Raw genomic sequence first — 22,411 nt, 5'->3', positions numbered from 1 at the left:
AAGCGGGGGCGCTGGCGGCGTCCTTGGTACTCATGCCGGGCTCCTACAGGGGAGTACGGGAGACAAGAGGGCCGCGAGGTCGAAGCGGCGGCGTGAACACGTTGCCAGGGTGCCAGCGTGAGCGGTGTCGTGCGATGCAGTGCCCTGATCATCCAGCAGTCTCGCTGGAGCGGAAACCACCGATGCCAGCCAGGGTTATCACCAGCGGCGATCACCGGCCAGGTGTTGGTCGGGTGGCGCGGTGCCTCCCTCGGTGGCGCTCAGGGCCGGGACTCGCTGTCGGCACGTCTTCCCGGCCATCCCTGGTGCCCGTTCATCGGGGTGTGCTGGGATTGGCGATCGCGGCTGGTGATGGCGCTTGCTGCGATTGCGTGTTTCCGCTGGTGAGCCGATCGGGTCTACTGAAGGTGATCAGTCGGCACACCTGGTGCCGGCTGTCGCCCGAGGAGGGTCGTCATGACCCTGAAGATCGATGGCATGGAGGTGAGCGCGGCGGGCAGCCTGAACGGTCAGGCGCCACGGTGCGAGCATCTTGATATAGCTCCGGGAGCTGAGCACGGATTGCCGCAGTGCGCAGGATGCCTGGTTCTCGGCCTGTCCTGGACGCGCCTGCTGGTGTGCCTGACGTGTGGTTGGGTGGCCTGTTCCGACGATTCGCCGGGCGGTCATGCCAGGGAGCACTACCGGGAGACCGATCATCCGGTGGTCGGGGCGCTGGCGCCGGAGATGGCCTGGCGCTGGTGTTACGTCCACGAACGGGGCTTGTGAGCAGCATCTTGCCGGCCCCGGCCTCAACGTAGGCTCATCGATTCCAGTGATAACCGGCCTCATCATTGCTCGTTTCCCCACTGCGGGCCGGGGAGGACACTGGGAATCCAAGCCGCCTGCGCGGGGTCATGGCTGACGGGCGGGCGGATCAATGGTCTGCCTGGGTGATGGCCGAGCGGGGCGGTGAAGGAGAAATCACGATGAGCCTTGATAGGAAGATCAGAGATAGGGCGCAGGTCGTCAAGGGCTGGGCTAGGCAGCGTTTGGGCCGCGCCACCGGCAACCAGCGCCTGCAGGCCGAGGGCAAGACCGATCGGCTCGTGGGCAACCTGAAGCAGGCCGGCCGGAAGATCAAGGGCGCCTTCAAGCGCTGATCCTCCGTCTCCGGCAGGCCGCCCGGCGGGGCCGGGCCGCGAACCGGTCCCGCCCGGATACCGCGGCACTCCGCGATGAGTCGTTCCCCTCATCGCCTCCGACACTCCCCGCACAATGACAAAGACGGAGGTAGAAGCGATGCGCTTCGCATCGTTAGTGCTGATCCTGTGGCTGATCGCCGGCGCCGTCGCGGCGGCCCAACGCGGTTACTTCACCGGACCGGTCGAGAACTGCAACCAGGTGGCCACCGTCGCCGTGACCGTCGTGGCCGGCCCGCTCAACTATCTCGGCATGAACCCGAAGATCGCCTGCCAGACTCCCAAGCCCAGCAAGTAGTGGCAGGGCTGTCCAGGCCGCGCGAGGGCCTAAAGTGCAGGAAGACGGTCCATATCGGCGCCGCCCAGTTGAGGGAGGGGTGGCGGGCATGGAACTGCGCCAGTTGCGGTATTTCGTGACGCTGGCCGAGGAGCTGCATTTCGGCCGGGCGGCTGCCCGGGAGCACATCGTGCAGTCCGCGCTGAGCCAGCAGGTGCAGCGGCTGGAGCGCGAGCTGGGGGTGCGGTTGCTGGATCGCAGTACCCATCACGTCGACCTGACCCCGGCGGGCGTGGCCTTCCTCGTCGAGGCGCGCCAGATTCTCGACCACGTGGGGCGGGCCAAGCAGGTCGCGCGCAACGCCGTCGCGGTCACACCGACGCTTCGGGTCGGCATCATCGACGCCGGTTACGATTCGATGCCGCAGATCCTGCGCGAGCTCCAACGCGCCCATCCGGACGTCACGATCCATCAGGTCGAGGCGGGCACTCCCGAGCAGTACCGGCAACTGGCCGACGGGCGCCTGGACATCGGCATCGGGCATGCCTCGCAGGTTCCGCACGAGGTGACCTTCGAGCTGATCAGGCTCGATCCGCTCGGCGTGCTGGTGCCCGACGACCACCGCTTCGCCGGCCTGGACGCCGTACCCGTCGCTGCCCTGGCCGATGAGTTGCTGCTGCTCGGCGAGGAAGCGCAGACACCCGAGCTCAACCAGTTCGTCATCGAGCTGTGCCGGTCGGCCGGCCTCGCGCCCACCATCTACGAGGGGACCGTCGAGAGCACCCGCGCCGCCGCCGACCTCGTCCTCCAGCACCGCTGCGTGCACTGCATCCCCTCCTCCTCCCGCACGTCCAACCGGCCCGGCACCACCTGGCGGCCCCTGACCGACCCCGTCACGTACTACCCCTGGTCACTGTTGTGGCACAACGCCAACTCCTCGCCCCACATCGCCGCCGTCATCGACAGCGCCCGGCAACTCGCCCAGCGGCTCGGCTGGCTGCAATCCGTCGCCCGGCCCACCGAACCGATACCCGGCGAAGATGTTCCGACAGTCACCAGCCGCAGCGATGAGCCTGTGTGATGGGCCGGGTTTCAACGCTGGTTGCGTCACGGAGCCCCTTCCGCTGCTGATCGGTTCTGCAGATGAATCCTTTCCGGATCGCCTGTTTCCGTGCCGTACGCGGGGGGTGTTGGCTCAGGGCGAACGAGTTCGACAGTCGGCGCCGACATTCCCGCGGTGACCGGCCCCTGCTTCGACCGGTCCGGAAGACCGTTCCCGCGCAGACATCGATGCACCGCCAGAGGAGTTCGGCCATGGGCATCATCGCTTGGATCATCCTCGGACTGGTCGCCGGCCTGCTGGCCAGAATGCTGGTCCCCGGTAAAGACTCGCAAGGCTTGATCATCACCCTCGTGCTCGGCATCGCCGGAGCGCTGCTGGGCGGCTTCGTGGCCACTCAGGTGTTCCACGTCGCCGGCGTCCAGGGGTTCTTCAACCTGTCCACCTGGGTCTGCGCCATCGTCGGCGCGGCAGTCCTGCTGCTCGCCTACAACCTGATCACCGGCCGGCGTTCGGGTCAGCGTTCGGGCCGCTGGGCCAGCCGCAGATGACCCTGCCCCATTCACGGTACTCGCAGGGCGGCCCCGGACGATCGTCGCCTGTGAGTCGCCTGTGAAAAGGGAAGCGCCAAGGCCGTACGGGCGGCAGCCCTGATGGGCGGTCGGCATACCGGTATCGGCGTGCCGCTGCCGGCCATCAACTCGTGTCCAACCCACCGCCTTTGCCGGGGCGCGAAGGCATCGACATCTTCAAGAGGATGACATGTCCACCATGACCTGGTTGGCCGTCGCTCTGGCGGTGGTCCTGATACTGGCCGTCGGCTTCGTTGCGCTGCGCCTTCGCCGGCAACGCCTTCGTCGGCGTTTCGGCCCCGAGCAGGAGTTGCGCCCGAGCGAAGCGGGTCGCCGCGCTCGACATCACGCCGCTGAGCCCCGAGTCCCGGCAGGCTTACGCCGAGCAATGGACTGCGCTCCAGGAGCGGTTTGTGGACGCGCCAGGTCCCGCTGTCACGGAGGCCGACGAGTTGGTCACGGCCGCCATGGCCGATCGTGGATATCCCACCGAAGACTTCGAGCAGCAGCTGTTGGACCTGTCGGTGGCGCACGGCCGTACCCTGCACCACTACCGCCAGGCCCACGAGATCAGCAGGCGCGCCGCCCCTGGCGAGACCTCCACCGAGGACCTGCGGCAGGCCATGGTGCACTACCGCGTCCTGTTCGAGGACCTCCTCGACAACGGCGACGAGCATCATCCTCAACCCGCCGAAGCACGTCACGAGCAACCAGCACTCCAGGACGAATCCCAGCAAAGGTGACTCGACATGGACATCCGCAACGACCACGAACGCCGTGATGACCGCCCCGACGAATCTGCCGATGTACCGCCGCTTCGGCCCGTACCCGTCCCCGCTGTGGAACACGACAGCGCCGACGATGTCCCGCCGACGACACCGTCTGACAAGCTCGTCTTCGACCGGCCGGCTCATCCACCGCCCGCAACGCCGGCACCAGCGGTGTCTCTGCTCGACAGCGACCCGGCCGGTGTTCAGGACCGCTGGCGCGACCTTCAGACGTCCTTCGTCGACGATCCCCGCGATGCGGTGCAACGCGCCGACTCGCTCCTGGACGAAGTGATGGCCTCGGTCCATCAAGCCCTGGAAAGCCGTATCCGTGAGCTGCAGGACCGATGGAAGAACTCCGGCCACAACGACACCGAGCAGCTCAGAATGGCCCTGCGCTCCTACCGCGACATCCTGCACAGGCTGCTGCCCCTCGCCGCCGCCCACGACCACGACCACGACGACGACGCGACACGGTAGCCCCGCCCCGCTGGTGCGGGGAACGCTTACCACGTCCCGCCGACCTTGGCCGTCCTTGTCCACCGGCGGACCGCCGGGCGTCTGCAAGGCACCGGAAAGGAAAAGGATGGCCATCCTGGACACTGGCCTGGAACAGATGACCGCCGAAGAGCTCCTGATCGAAATGGTCCAGCCGCAGACCTCGCAAGCGCACAAGGCACGGCTGCGCGAGCGGCTGGTTGAGACGCACGCCTGGATGGCCAAGTCCATCGCGCGCCGCTACCGCAACCGGGGCGAACCCGTGGAAGACCTCCTGCAGGCCGCCTACGTCGGGATGGTCAAGGCCATCAACGGGTTCGACGCCGACCTCGGCCACGACTTCCGCCACTACGCGGCCGTCACCATGGCGGGCGAGGTCAAACGCCATTTCCGGGACCGCGCGTGGGCCATCCGGGTTCCCCGCGTCTACCAGGAACGCCGCTCGAAGCTGAACAAGTTGTCCGCCGACCTCAGCCAGAGCCTGGGCCGCTCGCCCACCGTTGCCGACCTGGCGGCCGAGATGGGCCTCTCAGAGGAAGCCGTCCTGCTGACGATGGACGCCTCGGCCGCCTACAGCACCCTGTCGCTGGATGCCCCCGTCAACAACGATGGCGACTCCTCCAGCCTGGGCGACTTCCTGCCCCAAAACGACGAAGCACTGGACACCGTCATCGGCAGGCAGTCCGTCAAGGCGCTCATCGACGCCCTGCCCACGCGCGAGAAGCACATCCTGCTGCTGCGCTTCCACGGCAACCAGACCCAAGCCGAGATCGCCGCCGAGTTCGGACTCTCCCAAATGCACATCTCCCGCATCCTGCGCAACGTCCTGGGCCAGCTACGCAAGGCACTGACCGACTAACCACCCGATGCGGAGGGCGGGGTCACGCTGTTCCTCTACCCCGGTGGTGCCGCCTGCGGGACAGGGCGCGCACCCTGGGAGTGAGGATCCCGTTGCGGAAGGTTCGGGTATGGACAGCCAAGCCAGCGGGAAGTCGGTCGGCGGGGCGGTTCCTGGAAGCTGCTCGAGGTCGCGGACGTAGTCTTCTTCGCCGCCTTGACGGCTGCGGGACTGGTCGCGAGCGTGGGCACGCGCCGTTGGTTGGAGACGTACGCGGGTGAGGTGTCGAACATCGCGCTGGTCCTTATCGCCATCGGTTCCATGGCGGTGCGGATGCCGTTCACCCTCCAGTACGCCCGCGAGCGGGTCGACTGCGCGTACTGGCACTCGCCGGACTTCCTCCGTACCAACTACGTGATCACCGGCGTCTGGGGGCTGGCGTTGCTGGTCGCGGCAGTCGCGGGTGGCTACGGGGATCTTGTTCTGCGCGACCCGGACAACCTCTGGACCGGCTTGATCATCCAGATCGCCGCGATCATCGCCGCCGTGCGTTTCACGGCGTGGTATCCCGGCATCGTACGGACCCGCGTCCAGCGGGAGCGCGGTACGGGCCAAGGTGTCTGAGTCCCATCCGTGAGGCGATCATCGCGGTCGTGCACGTGGTGGGGCGAGGCCGCGACGACGGCGTCGCGGACTCCAAGCGGTTCGGGTCCTGGCGCGCGCTCGTCCTCCGACCAGTTCACCTGGCAGGGCTGAGCCCACTGGACGGAACCTGCGGATGTCGTTGCGGAGCGGGCGCATAGGATCGCCGGCATGCCACTGCGACCTGTTCAGGTGAACATAAAGGCTCTTGATCACTCGGCGGTCGGCCGGTTCTGGGCGGAGGCGCTCGGTTGGAGTGTTTCCAGCGAGGGACCGGTGACCACCTACGTTGGACCCATCGGCGGCTTCGTCTGGCCGGACCCGGTCGCCGTCTGCGTCGACGTCGTCGCCGTCCCGGAACCCAAGACGACAACAAAGAACCGTGTGCACCTCGATCTCGCCACCACCTCCGCCGCCCATCAGGCGGAGTTGGTCGCGCGCCTGAAGGAGCTCGGTGCGACGCCCGCAGATGTGGGTCAGGGCGACGTGCCGTGGACGGTTCTGGCCGACCCGGAGGGCAACGAGTTCTGTGTGCTGGAGCCTCGGGAGATCTACCGGGACACCGGGCCGATCGCCGCGGTGGTGGTCGACTGTGTGGATCCGCAGGCCATGGCCCGGTTCTGGGGTGAGGCGATGGACTGGACCCTGCATGAGGTGACTGACGATCATGCGGCGTTGCGCTCCGCCAAGGGTGTCGGCCCGTATCTCGAGTTCCTCCGCACGCCCGGCGTGAAGACCGTGCCAGACCGCGTCCATCTTGACCTGCTGCCGTATCCCGGTGACGACAAAGCGGCGGAGGTGGCCCGGCTGCGGGCCCTCGGCGCCACCGACCTCGACCTCGGCCAGGGCGACGTCCCGTGGACGTGCCTGGTCGACCCGGAGGGCCACGAGTTCTGCGTCCTCGCCCTGTCCTGACGCGGAGCCTTGACAGGCTTCATCGGTGGAGCGCGTCCGGAGCGTCGTCCTCCACCAGGAAGCCGCCGGACTGGTGACGCCAGAGCCGGGCGTAGGGGCCCTCGGACTCAAGCAGTTCGCCGTGGGTGCCCTGCTCCACGATCTCGCCCCGGTTCAGCACGATGAGCCGGTCCATGCGGACGACGGTGCTCAGGCGGTGGGCGACCACGAGCGCGGTGCGGTCCTGCATCAGCTCCCACAACGCTTCCTGGACGAGGATCTCGCTCTCCGAGTCCAGGGCGCTGGTCGCCTCGTCCAGCAGCAGAATCGGGGCGTCGCGCAGAATGGCGCGGGCGAGGGCGACCCGTTGCCGCTGGCCGCCGGACAGCTTGACGCCACGCTCGCCGACCAGGGTGTCGAATCCCTTCGGCAGCGACTCGACGAACTCCGTGACGTGCGCCGCCCGCGCGGCCTGCATGATCTCCGCGTCGGTGGCGCCCGGCCGGGCGAAGGCGATGTTGTCCCGCACCGACCGGTGGAACATGGCCGGCTCCTGAGGCACGTACGCGATGAGGCTGCGCAGGTCGGCCTGCCGCAGGCGGGCGATGTCCTGGCCGCCGATCAGGATCCGGCCCTGGTCGATGTCCATGAGGCGCAGCAACAGCCGGGTGAGCGTGCTCTTGCCGCCGCCGGACTGGCCGACCAGTCCGATCTTGGTGCCGCTGGGGATGTCCAGGTCCAGGCGCTCGAACAGGGGAGAACCGCCGGCGTACGCGAACGTCACCTGGTCGAAGCGGATGCTCGCGTCCGCCGGGCGCAGCGGCTGCGGGTCGGCCGGATCGACCACACTCGGCGGTACGAGCAGCAGCTCGGTGAACTGGGCGGCTTCGGTGAGCACGCTCTCCATGCGCCGGTATATCTGGTTGAACTCGAACATGACGCCGATCGTGTTCGAGTAATAGGTGAACGTCACCACGATGGCCTCCACGCCCAGACCGCCCCGGAGCACGACGGCCAGCAGCAGGCCGACGGCGCTGGTGAGGATCGATATGGGGGCGACCACGGTATCCACGCGCAGGTTGCCGTAGTCCCAGGAGTGCAGCGACAGTTTCTGCTGCTCGGCGACCCTGACACGGTGCTCGGCGGCCTCGCGGTCCTCGGCGGCGAACGCGCGTACGGTGTCCATGTTCGCCAGGACGTCGGCGACGTGGCCCGAGACCCGCACCTTGGCGGCCTCCCGCTTGTCGACCAGCGCCTGGCGGCGGCGGATGAGCGGCGTGACGACGCAGCCCGTGACGATGATGAGGCCCACCAGAACGAAGACCAGCAGCGGGTGATACGCCCACAGCACCACCGAGGCGAAGGCGATCGGCACCACCTTGGCCATGATGGAAAAGGTCAGCGTGTCGACGAAGTCCTCAAATCTGGAGGAGAACCCCAGCACCCGTTTGGTCAGCGACCCGGCGAAGTTGTTGTGGAAGAACGCGGTGTCCTTGGTCAGCAACTCGTCCATGCCCACCACGCCGAGGTGCTCGATGCCGCGGGCGTCGGCACGGTTCAGGAAATGCAGCCCGATCCGCCACAGCACCTCACCGGCCAGCAGCAACCCGGCGAAGCTGAGCACGTACGGCAGGAGCGCGCCGACGGAGCCGTCGCCGCCGGCGGACAGATGCCCCACGATGCCGGCTACCGCCAGCGGCGCCAGGTAGAACAGGCAGATGTTCCCGAGCGCGGGCATCGTCAGCGCGGGTACCGCGACGCGCCACTGGCGCACCAGTTCACCGGAGTAGTGACGCAGCGCGAGCAGGACCGCCGACTTTCGTACGGATGAAGCGCCTCCGGAGCCTTGAAGTGTTCCGAGCACAGCCATCCGCCCCTCCCGAACCCCGGCAACCGTCCGTGACCATGCTGCCGCAGGGCGTACGTGGAGGCGACTGATTTTCCGGCCACCTGGATCGGGGCTCACCGGCCTCACCCGCATCCGGCCGACCCCGCTGGCCGTCAGTCGTCGCGCGACCGCTCCGCGGGGGGATGACCGGCCCAGCCGCGCCCGCCGAATCCAGGAGGCCGTACAGGATCCTGTGCCGGCCGGCATCGAGGAGGCCGCCCTCGTCGACGACCGCGGGCTTGTCGGCGCCAACAGCCGAGGATCAGATGTCGGTGCCGGGGCGGTCGTTGTCACCGAGGTCGCGGGCGAGGCGGCGCAGGAGCGGCCCGTACTCGGGGTGGGCCAGGGCGGAGGCGAACTGGGCGGTGAGGTAGTCCGCCGGGTTGCCGGTGTCGTACCAGCGGCCGGAGATGACCTGCCCGTATACGACGTGGCTGCCGGCGCAGGCGTTGATGGCATCGGTCAGGTAGACCTCGCCGGTGCGGTGCTCATACCAGCGCCTGGTCTGCTCGCGCAGCTCGTCGATGATGGCGGGGGTGACGACGTAGCCGCCGATGGCGGCGTACGTGGAGGGCGCGTCGGCGGGTTTGGGCTTCTCGACCAGGCCGGTGATCCGCAGCAGGCCGCCCTCGAGGTCCTCCTGGACCACGGGCACGCCGTAGCGCGCGGAGTCCTGCCGGTCGATGGGCATCAGGGCCAGCACCGGGCAGCCGGTGGCCTCGTAGGCGCGGATCAGCTGCTGGGAGCGGGGTACCTCGGCCACGAACACGTCGTCGGGCCACAGGACGAGCATCGGCTCGTCGCCGATGCCGTGGGCGGCGTTCAAGACCGGGGTGCCGTTGCCATACGGGCCGTGCTGGTCGAGGTAGGTGATGTGGCCTTGCCGGGAAAGCTCGGCGACCTCTTCCACAGCGTCGGCGTAGGCGGTCTTGCCGTCGGCGCGCAGTTGCCGCACCAGGGCGGGGTTGGGCCGGAAGTGGTCCTGGATCAGGGATTTCCCGCCGGAGACGACAATGGTGATGTCCGTGATGCCGGAGGCGACGAGCTCGCGTACGGTGTGCTCGATCACCGGCTTGTCGCCGACCGGCAGCATCTCCTTGGGGATTGCCTTGGTCAGCGGCAGGAGGCGGGAGCCGAGTCCGGCGGCGGGGATCACTGCCCTGCGGATCGTCGGGCGCATCAGGTCTCTTTCCGTTGAGCGGCACACCGCGCCGACCAGCACGGCACGGTCCAACGCTAGCAACGCTCCGGCTCACGCCAGCGCGCAGAAGGACCTGCACCCGATGATCGCCGGACTCGGCAAAGACGTCGAGGGCCGCACGAACCTCGCCAAGATGCCCCACCTGCTCACCGCAGGCGCCACCGGCGTCGGAAAATCCGTGTGCATCAACGGGGTGATCACCTCCATTCTGATGCGAACCACCCCGAGGAGGTACGCATGGTCGACACCCGGCCCGCGACCGGCTACCGACACGTGCCTGCTGATCCAGCCCGCCGAGCTGATCGTGACCGCCCACTCCGGCTCAGTGCTGACCAAGCCTGAAGACCTGCCCACCATCCTGTCCGGACTTCCCGGCTACACCCCCCGGAGGACGGCTCGTTCTCGGCCGACACCCGCAAGCGCACCGCGAAGCATGCCCGCCATCTCGCCCGGCTTTTGTACCAGGGCCGCGAACTGTACGAGACCGGGCACCTGCCGATCCGACTGCCCGACCCCGACGCCATCCGCGCGTTCGGTGAGCGGGTCGCTGCCGGTGACACCGAGGAAGCGCGCACGCTACTGGCGACCACGGAGAAGGCCTTCGACACCGCGCGCACACCGCTGCCCGCCCAGCCGCACCGCGCCGTGGTGGAGGAATGGCTGCGGCAAGTCCGCATCGCCTACTGGGAGCCGCCCACGTCGGTGTTCGTGGCGATCGGCAGCGACTAAGGGCGATCCGCCACACCATCCCCGAACCACGCGATCAACGCGCCAACCGCCGTCGGCGCGGCTCGGCCGGGGGACGGCCCACCGGCTTCGACACCGAACGTTACAAGGCGCGCAACGTCGTCGAACGGGCGATCAACCGGCTGAGGAACTTCCGGTTGATCTAAGAAACAGCTCTTAGGCCTGGCTAGTCCCTCAGTTGGGCGGCGAACATGGGCTCCAGAGCGTTCAACATGAGCGTTCTGGAGCGCTCGGTTCCGCCGGCGATCCTGCCCGCCATCGCCAGTGACACGCAGCCGTGCAGGAACGCCCAGATCGTGTCGACCGCACCGGAGGCATCGGCCAGCTCGGTGCCCCGCGCCTCCGCGATGCCCTGCAACGCGATGCGAAAGACCCGGAAGGCGTTCTTGGCTTCCCACGGGGTCTCGGCCGTGCCGAATGGCACCCCGTCCATGCCGTTCATCGCCTGGTAGAGCTCCGGCGAGGCGAAGGCGAACGCCCAGTACGCCTCGGCCATCGCGACCAGCCGCCCCTCAGGGGAGCCCTCCGCGGCCAGGCGCAGCTGCTCGGCCAGGTCGGCGAAGCCGACCATCATCAGCTCGACGAACAGCTCCTCCTTGTTCGAGAAGTGCTGGTAGAGGATCGGCGCGCTGTATTCGAGCTTGCCGGCGATGCGGCGGATCGTAACCGCGTTCCAGCCCTCCTCGGAGGCGATGACCCGGGCGGCCTCCAGCAGCCGGACCCGCATTTCCCGTCGCTCCCGCTCGCGCCGCTTCTTGCTGGCACTCGGTTCGGGCTGGGCCTTCGTCGTCACGATGCGTCCTCCCATTGACGCCGACATCCTATCGCCGGTCTAATGTCTAACAATGTTAGATCAATGAACTTTGTTAGGAGAGAAGCATGATCGTCGTGTTCGGCGGGACGGGCAGGGTCGGTCGTCAGATCGTGGAGCAGCTGCGCCATGAGGGAAAGGCGGTGCGCGTCGTCACTCGCGATCCGGCCTCGGCAAACGCGGTTCAGGGGGTTGAGGTTGTCGCGGGCGACATACACGACCGGCGCACGCTGGTCCGGGCCGCGTCCGGCGCGGAAGCGATCGTCTGCACCATCCAGGGCGGCGACGGCAAGGGGAACAACGGCCCCAAGGGCATTGAGGGCTCGGGGATCCCGAGCCTCATCGGCATCGCATGCGACACCGCGGTCGAAAACTTCGTGTACATCTCGTCCGCCAGCGCCCGCGCCGACAGCCCCGTCGGGTTCTTCAGGCTCAAGTTCGAGGTCGAGCGCCTACTGCGCACCAGCGGCCTGCCGTACTCGATCCTTCGGCCCACTCACCTGATGGACACCTGGGTGGAGATGCTCGCCGGGTCGATCACCAAGAAAGGGAAGGCCACCGTACTCGGCTCAGGCACCAGCCCCGTCTCGTGGGTGGCAGGCAAGGACGTCGCCAGAGTCGCCGCCGCGCTCGCCATCCACCCCGGCGAAGGCTGGTCCGCCGACCTCGGCGGCCCCGAGGCGCTACCGCTCACGAAGGTCAACGAACTCATCGCGGCCTCGCTGGGCCTGCGGATCAACGGCCAGAACAAGATGCCGGTCGGGATGCTCCGGGTGATGAGCCCGCTGACCAGGCCGTTCAATGAGGTCCTCGCCCGGCAGATGCAGATGGGGGCACTGTTGGACACCCAGCCGCAGATCGTCGACTCCAGCGCGGTCTGGGCCCGGTTCGGGGAGCCGCTGTCCCTGTCCGCGTGGCTGGAGGTCAATCGCCCGCGCGACCGGGAAGGAGTCTGAGGTTCGGCCGCCCTCCGCGCGTTACTCCGCCCGCCCCGGTGTCGGCGACCCGCCGAGTAAGTCCACCAGAACGTGCAAGGCACGGAACATCGGAATGCCCGCCATTGCCACAGCCTGATAAAGCCGGGATGGTCACGATCAGCGGATTGTCGAGGCTGCGGCGGCGGCCAAGAAGAGGACGAGCGCTGCGACGAGCCAGCACATCGCGATGCGGATTCTTCGGTAGCGATACTCGTGGAGGCGTCCGCATCGCCACAACTCGGCGAGTGCGAACTCGAGGAGCTCGTCGGGCGATGCCGTGACCACTCGGTGCCTGAAGGCGTCGAAGGTTCCGAGATTCTGCTGGTCTCGGCGTAGCAGTACAGGAACGCGGGGGGAGCCATGTGGTCCCTGAACTGGCTGATCGCTTCGCAAGAGGTGCCAGTGCACCATCGCAAGCTGCTCCTCAGCTGGAGTCGATTCTGTGCCTGATGGCCGGGCGGGTCCAGAATGGCGGCTCGTCATTTAGGGCTCCTCGGCGTGCGGCAGTGGCAAGCCTGCCCCGGCGCCATGCAACTGCGGCGACGTCACCAGAGGGCATTGTTACAGCGTAACGACCATAGGCGACCGTCTGCCTGGATTCCGCTCGACGTTCACGGTTGACAAAGATCCGCGTCCGGGGCCGGGTTTGTGACCAATGAATGCTGATTGCGCAGGACCGCCCAGTTGGTCGGCGGGAAAATGGTTGGACGGAACGATGCTCGGGCTGATAGCGTCCCGCAGACCGTGACATCGAGCGAGGAGGTGAGACCCATGAACGCTGTATCAATGTGGGTGCTCCCCATTGCCGTCACGGTCGGGCGATTGACGTAGGTGTCGCCGGGAGCGCCTCGACAAGGCAATCCCGAAAGGCAACAACCTATGAATTCTGTGCATTTCACTTCGGGCATGGGCGAGCATGCCGCAGTGATCACGCGCGTCGCGGAGAGACAATGGCACGCTGTGGAGGACGACCGGACGGTCGGCCGCGGCTACGCTTCGCGCAGGCCCGACGGGCGGACCTTCCTCAGCATCGACGCGTGGCACGGCGCGGTCTTCGACCAACTCGCCGATGCCATGCTGGCGGACCTGCCAACGCCGCTGTACACGGTGGTTGACGAGGCCGACCTCGACTTGACGTCCCATTGGGAGCGAGTCGGCTTCACGACCCGACGCCGCGAGTGGGAGTACCTCGTGCCCACCGACCCGCGGGTCACGGGACTCGGCTCAGTGCTACCGCCGTCGGGCGTGACGATAGTGGCCGTCGGCGAGGCGGAGGAGAGTCCTCTGCGCACGTTGGACCGCGTGGTTCGCGACGAAGTCGAGGCCACCGTCGGATGGCAGGAGATGCCGGCTGAGGTGTTGCCCCGCCCGGACGGCGATACCTTGGTGGACCCGTCGAAGTACGCGGTGGCAGCACAGTCCGGCGAATATGTGGGACTGATCCGGGTGGTGCGGGTGACCCGGCAGCCACGGATCGGGCTGATCGCAGTCCGGCGCGACCGGCACCGCCGCGGTATCGCCCGGGCGCTGCTCGCCCACGTGCTGGGTTCGCTGCACCGCTGCGGGATCGCAACGGCATCGGCCGAAGTGACCGAATCCAACGGGGCGGCCATGGCGCTGTTCGAGGGTGTCGGCGCCCGGCGTGCGAGCAGCAACCTGGAGTTCGTGCTCCGCTGACGTCCCCACCGCATCACCGCGCGAGGGGCCGGGCCCGCGGCACAGTCGACCTGGTGAGCGAGCAGCGGCTCCGGTAACGCGTGGGATGACCGGGCGCGGCCGCAGCCCGCGACAACCGCACAGTCATCGACCCGAGAAGGGCGAGAGTATGACAAGAACAGCAGGCGGTATCGAAGTCGAAGGCACTGTTATCGAGTGCCTGCGCAACGCCACCTTCAAGGTGGAGCTCGAGAACGGGCACAAGGTGCTAGCGCACATCAGCGGGAAGATACGGAAGAACTACATCAAGATCTTGCCGTATGACCGGGTGCTCGTGGAGCTCAGCCCATACGACCTCACCCGCGGCCGGATCCTCTTCCGCTACAGGACCTAGCGGCGGGCCGGCCTGTTGCTGCGCTTCGGCGGCCGGAGGTCCCTGGCGCCGGGCGGCGGGAAGCGCCAGCCGCCCGGCGGCGGTCGTCTCGGGAGTGGGACGGGTGTGCCCGTACCAGGGGCTGGCGCCGTTCGAGAGTGACAGGAGTGAGCTGTTCTTCGGGCGTCGGCGGGCGATCCACAACCTGCTGCGGCGGCTCGGGCCGAGGCTGACGGAGCACGAGTGCGTATGCCCATAGGTGGTCAGCCGAGCAGGGAGCGGACGTAGTCGCCGACCGTCCTGGTCGGGCGGCCGATGAGGTCGCTCAGCGTGCCGGGGGTGTCGGCGAGCCAGCCACGGGAGATGTTGACGTCCACGTCGGCCATGAGCTCCGCGAACGGACCCGGGAGGCCGGCGCCGGCCAGGACGCCGGCGTAGTCGTCCTTCGGCAGGTTCTGGTAGGTGACGTCCTTGCCGGTGACCTCGGAGATCTCGGCGGCCAGGTCGGCGAGGCTCCAGGCGGTGTCGCCCGCCAGCTCGTACACCCTGCCGTCGTGGCCCGTTCCGGTCAGCACGGCGGCCGTTCCCGCGGCATAGTCCGCGCGGGAGGCCGAGGCGATCCGGCCGTCGCCGGCGGCGCCGTAGACGGCGCCGAGCTGGGGGGCCGTCGTGATCGACTGCTCGTAGTTCTCGTGGTACCAGTTGTTGCGCAGGATCGTGTACGTCACGCCGGACGCCTTGATGTATTCCTCGGTGGCCCGGTGATCGGCGGCGAGGCCGGCCTCGGTGGTGTCGGCCTTGGGCGCGCTGGTGTAGACGAGCGTGGCCCCGACCTCCTTGGCCGCGTCCACGACCGCGGCGTGCTGCCGCACCCGGTTGGGGTCGATGCCCGAGATGAGCAGCACCTTGGTGGCGCCCTGTAGTGCGCTCTTGAGCGTCTCCGGCCGGTCGTAGTCGGCTTCCCGGACCTCGACGCCCAGGTCGGCGGCCTTCTCCGGGGTGCGTGCGGCCGCGACGATCTCCGATGCCGCCACGCGCTGCTTCAGGTCCTCGATCACCAGTCGGCCCAGATGTCCGCTGGCTCCGGTCACCACGATCATGATTGCTGTACTCCCCTAGAAGTTAGTACTTTCTAAACGTAAGTGCTTGCTAGGGCGTAAGGTAGCACGTATGGAGGAGTTCGAGAACCTGGTGGCCGATGTCTTCTCACGCAAGTGCACCTCCCGCACGGTGCTGGAGACCATCACCGGCCGCTGGGCGATTCTGGCGCTGGCGGCCCTGCACGAGGGGTCCTACCGGTTCAACGCGCTGCGCCGCCGCGTCGACGGGGTGAGCGAGAAGATGCTGTCGCAGACCCTCCAGGCCCTCGAACGCGACGGCATGGTGCTGCGCGTGGCCGAGCACACGATCCCGCCCCGGGTCGAATACAGCCTCACCCCGCTCGGCCGCGAAGCCGCCGAGCATCTGGTCCCCCTCATCTCCTGGCTGGAGGACCGCATGCCCCAGGTCACCGCCGCCCGCGAGAGCTATCAGGGGCGTTAGTTCCCATCCCGGGCGCGCCCGTGCCTCGCAGCGGTCGAGACACGGGCGGGCTCGGAAGGGTCAGTCGCTACCTTTTGCTGAAGGGCGCGACCGTGATCTTGTCGATCACCGGGGCGTACTGCGAGCGCAGGAGCACTCCGGGGAAGGTCTGCGAGGCGTAGGTGGTGCCGTCGAAGTTCGGGAGTTCCGCTGAGGAGAACCGCAGCGTGTTCTCTCCCTTCTTCAGCTTCACCGGGACTGTGAGCTCCCAGAAGTTGTTCTCGTGGAAGCTGTGCGGGAACAGCACGCGCTGCGCGGCGCCGCCGTTCACCGAGATGTCGGCGTGCCTGGCGAGCGGGTCCGGGTTGTAGTGCGTGGCGGCCGACTGTTCGGGGTTGGCATAGCGGATGCGCAGGGCGTACGTGCCGGAGCCGGCCGCCTGAACCTTGAAGGTGAGCGTGCTGTCATTCCCGGGCGCGCCACCGACATCGGTGACCGCGGCCTTGCCGCTCGCCAGAGAAAGCTGCGCGACCTTCGCGGTCCCGGCGAGCTGGGCGGCCTCCGCCTCGTAAACGGTGGCCGGCAGTGCGCCGACGGCCTGCCGTACGTCGAGGCGGTCGATGAGCGACGTGCCGGACTTGCCGGTGACCGTGACCTTGTTGATGCCACCTGACAGGGATACCGCCGCGGTGGCGGCGCCGCGCCGGGCGTCCATCACCTCCAGGCCGTTGACGGTCACCGAGGCCCTGCCGGAGCCGGACATCTTGAGGTCGAGTGCGGCCGCGGTGTCCTTGGCGGAGTAGACCCAGAAGGTGGCCGACTGGCCACGGCCGGCCTCGACGCCCCCGGAGCCGGAGACCGCGCTGCCCTTCACGGCGGCGGAGTAGGACGTGCGGGCGCCGCGCAGGTCGGCGAGCTCGGCCTCGTAGGTCGAGGTCGCCGCCGCCGGGTTCGGCAGCGACAGCAGGATCCGGTCGACGATCGCGTCGCCCTTGGTGACCTTGGCGCCGTCGAGGCTCCGCGCCGCCAGGGAGATCAGGTGCTTGCCCGCGGTGAGCTCGACGGTGGTGTCCGCGTGGTCCCACACCACCCACTTGTAGCCGAGCGGCAGGAACAGCTCCTGCTCGGCGGCCCCGTCGACGCGGACGAAGACGTTGGTCGGCCCCTGCTCGCGTACCCGGTCGAAGGTGTTGAGCGAGTTGGCGAAGACGCCGAGGTCGTAGCGGCCGGCGCGCGGGACCTCGACCGTGAAGTCGAGCACTCCGTCCGAGCCGGTACGCAGGCCGCCGACGTTGTAGCGGCCGGAGGTGTAGAACTTCGACACGTCCGCGGGAGAGCCCTCGGGGCCGTTGCGGCTGTAGCCGGTGCCGGTGTACTTGGCGTCCTCGGCCTCGTACGACCGCTCCCACAACTTCGGCGCGGGCGACGTCGCGGTCCCCGAGCCGGCGGGGGTGAGCACGATCTCGTACGCCGACGACTCCTTCAGCCTGGGCAGGTCGCCGCTGCCGAAGTCGAACACCACGGTGCCGTCCTTGACGGCGACGTCGTGCTCGGTGATGATCTCCGGCTGGGCGGAGTCGCCGATCTGGCCCGTCCACGGGATCTCCCGCACCCAGGCGTGCACGGTGCGGCCGAAGGGGTCGGCGGGGACGTTCTCGAAGCGGATGTGCCCGGCGCTGTCGGCGCCGCCGAAGATCGCGCGGGCCTGCCTCTTTCCGGGATCGAGCGTCGCGACGCCCTGCAGGGTGTAGTTCTGGCCCGGGTACGGCGGCGTGACCGGCACCGTGTGACCGCTCATGCTGCCGTAGGCGTTGAACAGCCACCACTGGCCGTTGCCCCGGTTGGCCTGGACGGCGGAGTCGGACAGGTTGCCGTCGATGTTCCAGTACGCGATGTCGGCGTCGATCTTCGACTCCTCGATGGCCGACACCCACTGGATCATCTGGCCGGGAACCGAGGTGTGGTAGTTGAAGGCGTACTCGTTGACGTTGATGGGCAGCTTCTTCCCGGCGTACTTCGTGCCGGCGAAGACCGCGGCCTCCATCTCGCGGTAGCGCTTGACGCTCTCCCGCACCTGCTCGGGGTGGCTGAGCTCGTGCCAGGTCAGCACGTCGGGCACGGTGCCCGCCTTGACGGCGTGCTCGAGGTAGCCCTTCACCTGGGCGTACAGCACGCTGGTGTTGGGTCCGGCGATCCGCGCGGCCGGCATCCTGCCCTTGATGAGCGCGTACACGTCGTCCCACGCCTGGAAGTAGTCGCGCGGGTCGCTGAGCCAGCTCACCCCGTTGTAGCTCCACTCGCCCGTGCCGAACATGTTGCCTTCGGGCTCGTTGAACGGCACGAAGACGATGTTGTCCTGATATTTCGGGTCGAGCTGGAGGGCCTGGTCGACCTGCTTGGCGATCTTCTGCTTGAACTGGTCGAGCTTCTCCTGCGGCGTGCTCCCCGGCCACTGGTAGGGGAAGCCGCGGTGGATGTCCGTCATGTAGATGTACACGTCGCCGTCGGTGCTGTCGGCGAGCGGCTTGACCACCTCGAGCGCGTCGGCGCCGGGGTGCTGCGCGCCGTCCTGGGCCTTGGTCGAGACGGTACGCAGGCGCATGCCCTCGATCAGGTTGTTCGTCGGCACCCCCGGGCCATAGAGGCCGTAGAGCGTGCCGGACGCGCCGCCGTGGAAGGGGCCGGTGTCCTTGCCGAGGTCGATGGCGAGCTGGCCTTCGCGGATCACGGTGACGGTCGCGGTGACGGGCCGGCCGCCGGCCGTGCCGGTCACGGTGAAGGACCCGGCGGCGGCGTAGTCGCCCGGGTTCACCGGTGACCAGGTGATGGGCAGCTCGCGGTCGTAGCCGTCGGAGAAGGTGGCGCGGACCGTGGCGGGCAGCGCCGGCGCGGTGCCGATGATCGTACGGACGGCGAAGGTGTTCTCGGCCAGTCCGGTCGGTGTGGGCACCTCACCGCCGACGACGGCGGCCACCTGTTCGGGGGACAGCGCGGCGGCGTAGACGCGGAAATCGTCGATCGCGCCGTCGAACAGCGGATCCGGATAGAACGAGCGTCCGATGAACCCGGCCGACGTCGTGGTGGCGTCGATCAGGTCCGCGGCGGTCACGGTGGTGGCGGCGGAGCCGACGGCGGCCCCGTCGAGGTAGGTGGTGATGCGCTTCGCGGCGGTGTCGAGGGTGACCGTCAGCGTCTTCCAGGCGTTGGCCGGCAGCGGGGCCGAGCCGGTGACCTGGGCCTCACCGCCACCGTAGGAGGAGGTGATCGCCGTACGCAGGCGGCCGTCGTTGTTGAACGGCGTGCTGAACAGGTAGCGGCTGGTGTCCTTGCCCAGCGCGTAGATCCATTGCCACGGAGCGGTGGTGCCGTCCCACTTGACGCGCGCCGACACCGTCAGGTCGGTCTTGCCCTTGATCGCGGCCAGCGGCACCTGTACGTAGGCGCCGTCGGAGTTCGGGGAGCCGCCGGGCAGGCTCAGGGCGTGGCCCTCGCCCGCCCCGGCCACCAGCGCCGCCGTGGAGCCGTTGACCAGGGTCCCGTTCAGGCCGTTGCCGGAGGAGTCGGTGATGGAGCCGGTGCTGATGTCGTCGGTGTCGAACTCGTAGACGAGCTCGGGGGCGGGCGGGTCGGCGGTCGCGGCGGCTGTCGGGACGCCAGTGGTTAACGCGATGGTGAGCGTGGCCGGAAGGAGCCCGGCACGCATGGCCTTTTTCATCACGACTTCCCTCAAAGGGTCGGGGTTGTGGTGGGGGAGTGCCGGTCCCGGTTCACCAGTAATGTGAGCGCTAACAAGTCTCAGGGAGTCGATCCGCAACGCAACGAGGGTTTCGCGTAGGTTACGTAGCCGCGCTGCCGCACGTCAATGCGCCGGCCGTATCCGCGCCTCGCTGTTTCCGACATGTCACGATTCGATATCGCGCCCTTGACGTCCGTCGCCTGGTGGGTGACAGTCGAGCCACATCGTTGAACCGGTTCGCTCGATTTCGAGAGACCGTAGGCGGATGCCCCCGCGCCGGTGCCGAGTCGCGTGGGGCGTCAGCATGGCAATCCCCAAGGAAATGGCGCTTTCTGCCCGGCTTTCCGGTCTTCGATGCAGGGAGTCCGCAGCGTTATCGTCGAACCGGTTCGACAGTTATGGGAGGTGAGTGTGGCGACGATCGGAGACGTGGCCCGGGAGGCCGGGGTGAGCCGCAGCACGGCGTCTTACGCGCTGTCGGGCAAGCGGCCCATCTCGGAAGAGGTCCGCCTGCGCGTGCTGGCGGCGGCCGAGGCGCTCGCGTACACGCCGAACGCCGGCGCTCGCGCCCTGGCCACATCCCAGACCAAGGTCCTCGGTCTGCTCGCCCAGTTCCACGAGGACGAGTTCGCGCCCGCGATGATGCAGTACATCCTGGGCGTCACGGACACCGCCCGCGACCTGGGCTACGACACGCTGCTGGTCACCGAGGCCGACGGCGCGCGGGCGCTGCGGCGCATCACCGATTCGCGCATGGTGGACGGCGTCGTCCTGATGAACATCGCGCAGGAGGACTCGCGGCTGCCCATCCTGCGTGCGGCGCCGCAGCCGGGCGCGCTGGTCGGCCTGCCGGGCGACTGCTCGGGACTCGACGTGTTCGACCTCGACTTCGAGGAGGCCGGAAGGGGCATGGTGGACCACCTCCACCGGCTCGGCCACCGTGAGCTCATCCTGGTCTCGCAGCCGGAGCACGTCGTCGAGCGCGGCGGCGCGTACGTGTGGCGACTGAGGGACGCCGCCCTCGAACGCGCGCGGCAGCTCGGTGTCACGCTGCACGCGGTGTACGGCGCGTCCCGGCAGCCGGCCGTCGGGCGCCTGCTCAACGCCTTGCTCGACGCGCACCCCTCGGCGACGGGCCTGCTGATCAACAACGAGGCGGCCGCCGCGGCGCTGCCCTCCGTCACCTACGAGCGGGGGCTCCGGGTGCCCGAGGACCTGTCGGTCATCGGGCGCTACTCCGCCGAGTTCGCCGCCACCTTCTCCCTGCCCTATTCGTTCATCGAGAGCGCACCCGACCGGTTGGGCGCCATGGCGGTACGCCAGCTCGTCCGCCGCGTGGAATCGGCGGCGGCCCGCAGCGAGCCGTTCGTCGTGCGCTTCATCTCCCCCGAACTGGTGTCCCGGGGAAGCACCGCACCCCCGAAAGCCCCGCCCGTCCGCTGAGCGCGGGCCACAGCCCCACGACCATCCGGCCACAGTAAAATGTGAGCGCTAACATTGGAGGAATCCAATGCCCCGTCCATCCACGTCCACGAAGGTCGGTGCCGCCGTCCTGGCACTGTCCGCTCTGGCAGCCTGCTCATCGGCTCCCCAGGGCGGCGCCGCCACCAGCAGCGCGTCCGCCGGCGCCGCCTACACGTGGTGGGACCCGTACCCCCAGCACGACCCGGCCTCCGCCTGGGCCAAGCGGGTGAACGCCTGCGGGCAGCAGGCCGGCGTCACCATCCAGCGCACCGCGTACGACACGACCGCGCTGACGAACCAGGCCCTGCTCGCGGGCCAGGAAGGCAACGCGCCCGACGTCATCCTCCTGGACAACCCCGCGGTCTCCACCCTGGCGGACGCGGGGATGCTCACCTCGATGGGCGACTTCGGCCTCGACACCACGAAATTCGACAAGAACCTCATCGCCGCCGGAGAGCTGGACGGCAAGACGTACGGCATCCCCATCGGCGCGAACACCCTCGCGCTGTACTACAACAAGAAGATCCTCGACGCCGCCGGCGTCGACCCGAAGTCGATCAAGGACTGGGCCTCGCTCAACGCGGCGCTGAAGAAGGTCAAGGCCGCGGGCAAGAAGCCGATCACCTTCTCGGCCATCGGCACGGAGGAGGGCTCGTTCCAGTTCCTGCCGTGGTTCTGGGGCGCCGGCGCGCAGCTCACCCAGCTCGACTCGCCCCAGGCCGTAGAGGCGCTCACCCTGTGGAACACGTGGGTCAAGGACGGCACCGCCCCCAACTCGGTGATCAGCAACTCCCAGAACACCACCTGGGAGGAGTTCCTCACCGGCGAGTTCGCGTTCGCCGAGAACGGCACCTGGCAGATCAACAGTGCCGCGAAGGCCGGCTTCCCCACCGGCATCGTGCAGATCCCGGGCAAGGACGGCGGGGCCGCCCCCACACCCACGGGCGGCGAGTTCATCACGGTCCCGGTGCAGAAGGACACCCAGCGCTACACCACCACCAAGAAGATCCTCGAATGTATGACGACGCCCGAGGGCCTGGTGGAGACCGGTACGACGTTCGCGTACTACATCCCCTCCACCGCGGACGGGCAGAAGGCGATCCTGGCGAAGGAGCCCAGCCTGCGGCCGTGGGTCGAAGCGGTGCGGTCGGCCAAGGGCCGTACGAGCGACAACCTCGGCACCAAATACCCGAAGATCTCCGAGGCCATGTGGACGGCGGTGCAGAAGGCGCTGAGCGGCACGGCGAGCCCGGCTGACGCGCTCAAGGCGGCCCAAGCCCAGGCCAAGCAGGCGATCGGCGGCTGAGC

Annotated in this window: 23 protein-coding genes and 1 pseudogene; 19 read left to right on the top strand and 5 right to left on the bottom strand. The window is 68.3% G+C overall.

Annotated features, from left to right (window positions below; genetic code table 11):
• The first annotated feature begins 456 nt into the window (after positions 1 to 456).
• The 10 genes from KLK06_RS58515 (at position 457) to KLK06_RS58470 (ending at position 6,750) form a co-directional block, all read left to right on the top strand.
• Entirely contained in the window at positions 457 to 768 is a 312-nt protein-coding gene (locus tag KLK06_RS58515; protein WP_250907713.1) for a UBP-type zinc finger domain-containing protein, read from the top strand.
• Positions 769 to 968: 200 nt separating this feature from the next.
• Positions 969 to 1,142, top strand: coding sequence for a CsbD family protein (locus tag KLK06_RS58510; protein WP_214644572.1), 174 nt, complete (start codon positions 969 to 971; stop codon positions 1,140 to 1,142).
• Positions 1,143 to 1,281: 139 nt separating this feature from the next.
• Positions 1,282 to 1,479, top strand: a complete 198-nt coding sequence (locus KLK06_RS58505; protein WP_214644571.1) for a hypothetical protein — start codon at positions 1,282 to 1,284, stop codon at positions 1,477 to 1,479.
• Between the two features lie 88 nt (positions 1,480 to 1,567).
• The gene (locus KLK06_RS58500) at positions 1,568 to 2,539 is read left to right on the top strand and encodes a LysR family transcriptional regulator (RefSeq protein ID WP_214644570.1); all 972 of its coding nucleotides are present in this window, start codon (positions 1,568 to 1,570) and stop codon (positions 2,537 to 2,539) included.
• A gap of 233 nt (positions 2,540 to 2,772) precedes the next feature.
• A complete protein-coding gene (locus KLK06_RS58495) occupies positions 2,773 to 3,069 on the top strand; it encodes a GlsB/YeaQ/YmgE family stress response membrane protein (protein WP_214644569.1) in 297 nt (98 codons plus the stop codon).
• 434 nt (positions 3,070 to 3,503) lie between these two features.
• Positions 3,504 to 3,833: a hypothetical protein gene (locus KLK06_RS58490; protein WP_214644568.1), complete on the top strand. Its 330-nt coding sequence runs from the start codon at positions 3,504 to 3,506 to the stop codon at positions 3,831 to 3,833.
• A 6-nt stretch (positions 3,834 to 3,839) separates the two neighbouring features.
• Complete coding sequence (locus tag KLK06_RS58485) at positions 3,840 to 4,337, top strand: hypothetical protein (protein WP_214644567.1); 498 nt, start codon at positions 3,840 to 3,842, stop codon at positions 4,335 to 4,337.
• Between the two features lie 106 nt (positions 4,338 to 4,443).
• Positions 4,444 to 5,214 (top strand): SigB/SigF/SigG family RNA polymerase sigma factor, encoded by a 771-nt coding sequence (locus KLK06_RS58480; protein WP_214644566.1) that lies wholly within the window; start codon positions 4,444 to 4,446, stop codon positions 5,212 to 5,214.
• A gap of 195 nt (positions 5,215 to 5,409) precedes the next feature.
• Positions 5,410 to 5,817, top strand: coding sequence for a hypothetical protein (locus tag KLK06_RS58475; protein WP_214644565.1), 408 nt, complete (start codon positions 5,410 to 5,412; stop codon positions 5,815 to 5,817).
• Positions 5,818 to 6,006: 189 nt separating this feature from the next.
• Positions 6,007 to 6,750 (top strand): VOC family protein, encoded by a 744-nt coding sequence (locus KLK06_RS58470; RefSeq protein WP_214644564.1) that lies wholly within the window; start codon positions 6,007 to 6,009, stop codon positions 6,748 to 6,750.
• Between the two features lie 19 nt (positions 6,751 to 6,769).
• Here KLK06_RS58470 and KLK06_RS58465 read toward each other — a convergent pair whose 3' ends face one another.
• Together KLK06_RS58465 and KLK06_RS58460 are read right to left on the bottom strand one after the other, a co-directional pair.
• Positions 6,770 to 8,599: an ABC transporter ATP-binding protein gene (locus tag KLK06_RS58465; protein ID WP_250907712.1), complete on the bottom strand. Its 1,830-nt coding sequence runs from the start codon at positions 8,597 to 8,599 to the stop codon at positions 6,770 to 6,772.
• Positions 8,600 to 8,879: 280 nt separating this feature from the next.
• Positions 8,880 to 9,797 (bottom strand): UTP--glucose-1-phosphate uridylyltransferase, encoded by a 918-nt coding sequence (locus KLK06_RS58460; protein WP_250907711.1) that lies wholly within the window; start codon positions 9,795 to 9,797, stop codon positions 8,880 to 8,882.
• An 82-nt stretch (positions 9,798 to 9,879) separates the two neighbouring features.
• Here KLK06_RS58460 and KLK06_RS58455 point away from each other — a divergent pair.
• Positions 9,880 to 10,045, top strand: a pseudogene (locus KLK06_RS58455) (FtsK/SpoIIIE domain-containing protein); the annotation flags it as partial.
• A 229-nt stretch (positions 10,046 to 10,274) separates the two neighbouring features.
• Positions 10,275 to 10,547: a hypothetical protein gene (locus KLK06_RS58450; RefSeq protein ID WP_214644581.1), complete on the top strand. Its 273-nt coding sequence runs from the start codon at positions 10,275 to 10,277 to the stop codon at positions 10,545 to 10,547.
• A 184-nt stretch (positions 10,548 to 10,731) separates the two neighbouring features.
• Here KLK06_RS58450 and KLK06_RS58445 read toward each other — a convergent pair whose 3' ends face one another.
• Entirely contained in the window at positions 10,732 to 11,358 is a 627-nt protein-coding gene (locus KLK06_RS58445; RefSeq protein WP_214644563.1) for a TetR/AcrR family transcriptional regulator, read from the bottom strand.
• Between the two features lie 86 nt (positions 11,359 to 11,444).
• Here KLK06_RS58445 and KLK06_RS58440 point away from each other — a divergent pair, with 86 nt between their 5' ends.
• From KLK06_RS58440 to KLK06_RS63435, 4 genes are all read left to right on the top strand, one after another.
• On the top strand, positions 11,445 to 12,332 hold the full coding sequence (locus tag KLK06_RS58440; protein WP_214644562.1) for an SDR family oxidoreductase: 888 nt from the start codon (positions 11,445 to 11,447) through the stop codon (positions 12,330 to 12,332).
• A gap of 927 nt (positions 12,333 to 13,259) precedes the next feature.
• On the top strand, positions 13,260 to 14,030 hold the full coding sequence (locus KLK06_RS58435; protein WP_214644561.1) for a GNAT family N-acetyltransferase: 771 nt from the start codon (positions 13,260 to 13,262) through the stop codon (positions 14,028 to 14,030).
• A gap of 148 nt (positions 14,031 to 14,178) precedes the next feature.
• Positions 14,179 to 14,403 carry a translation initiation factor IF-1 gene (gene infA, locus KLK06_RS58430; RefSeq protein ID WP_214644560.1) on the top strand — a complete coding sequence of 75 codons (225 nt, stop codon included), beginning with the start codon at positions 14,179 to 14,181 and terminating at the stop codon, positions 14,401 to 14,403.
• Positions 14,330 to 14,641, top strand: a complete 312-nt coding sequence (locus KLK06_RS63435; protein WP_374197214.1) for a hypothetical protein — start codon at positions 14,330 to 14,332, stop codon at positions 14,639 to 14,641. Before infA ends, KLK06_RS63435 begins: the two co-directional genes overlap by 74 nt.
• A gap of 4 nt (positions 14,642 to 14,645) precedes the next feature.
• Here the strand turns inward: KLK06_RS63435 and KLK06_RS58425 are convergent, their stop codons facing one another.
• Positions 14,646 to 15,482: an SDR family oxidoreductase gene (locus KLK06_RS58425; RefSeq protein WP_214644559.1), complete on the bottom strand. Its 837-nt coding sequence runs from the start codon at positions 15,480 to 15,482 to the stop codon at positions 14,646 to 14,648.
• A 70-nt stretch (positions 15,483 to 15,552) separates the two neighbouring features.
• Between KLK06_RS58425 and KLK06_RS58420 the strand changes: the two genes are divergently transcribed.
• A complete protein-coding gene (locus KLK06_RS58420) occupies positions 15,553 to 15,924 on the top strand; it encodes a helix-turn-helix domain-containing protein (protein ID WP_214644558.1) in 372 nt (123 codons plus the stop codon).
• 67 nt (positions 15,925 to 15,991) lie between these two features.
• Here KLK06_RS58420 and KLK06_RS58415 read toward each other — a convergent pair whose 3' ends face one another.
• Positions 15,992 to 19,618, bottom strand: a complete 3,627-nt coding sequence (locus tag KLK06_RS58415; RefSeq protein WP_214644557.1) for a LamG-like jellyroll fold domain-containing protein — start codon at positions 19,616 to 19,618, stop codon at positions 15,992 to 15,994.
• Between the two features lie 432 nt (positions 19,619 to 20,050).
• Here KLK06_RS58415 and KLK06_RS58410 point away from each other — a divergent pair, with 432 nt between their 5' ends.
• Both KLK06_RS58410 and KLK06_RS58405 read left to right on the top strand, forming a co-directional pair.
• Positions 20,051 to 21,082 (top strand): LacI family DNA-binding transcriptional regulator, encoded by a 1,032-nt coding sequence (locus KLK06_RS58410; protein WP_214644556.1) that lies wholly within the window; start codon positions 20,051 to 20,053, stop codon positions 21,080 to 21,082.
• A 67-nt stretch (positions 21,083 to 21,149) separates the two neighbouring features.
• The gene (locus KLK06_RS58405; RefSeq protein WP_214644555.1) at positions 21,150 to 22,409 is read left to right on the top strand and encodes an extracellular solute-binding protein; all 1,260 of its coding nucleotides are present in this window, start codon (positions 21,150 to 21,152) and stop codon (positions 22,407 to 22,409) included.
• Positions 22,410 to 22,411 lie beyond the last annotated feature (2 nt).

It is taken from the genome of Nonomuraea sp. NEAU-A123, from assembly GCF_018603905.1.
GTDB lineage: Bacteria > Actinomycetota > Actinomycetes > Streptosporangiales > Streptosporangiaceae > Nonomuraea.
Note: the sequence above shows the minus strand (reverse complement) of the source record. Positions and strands in the feature narration are given on the sequence as shown.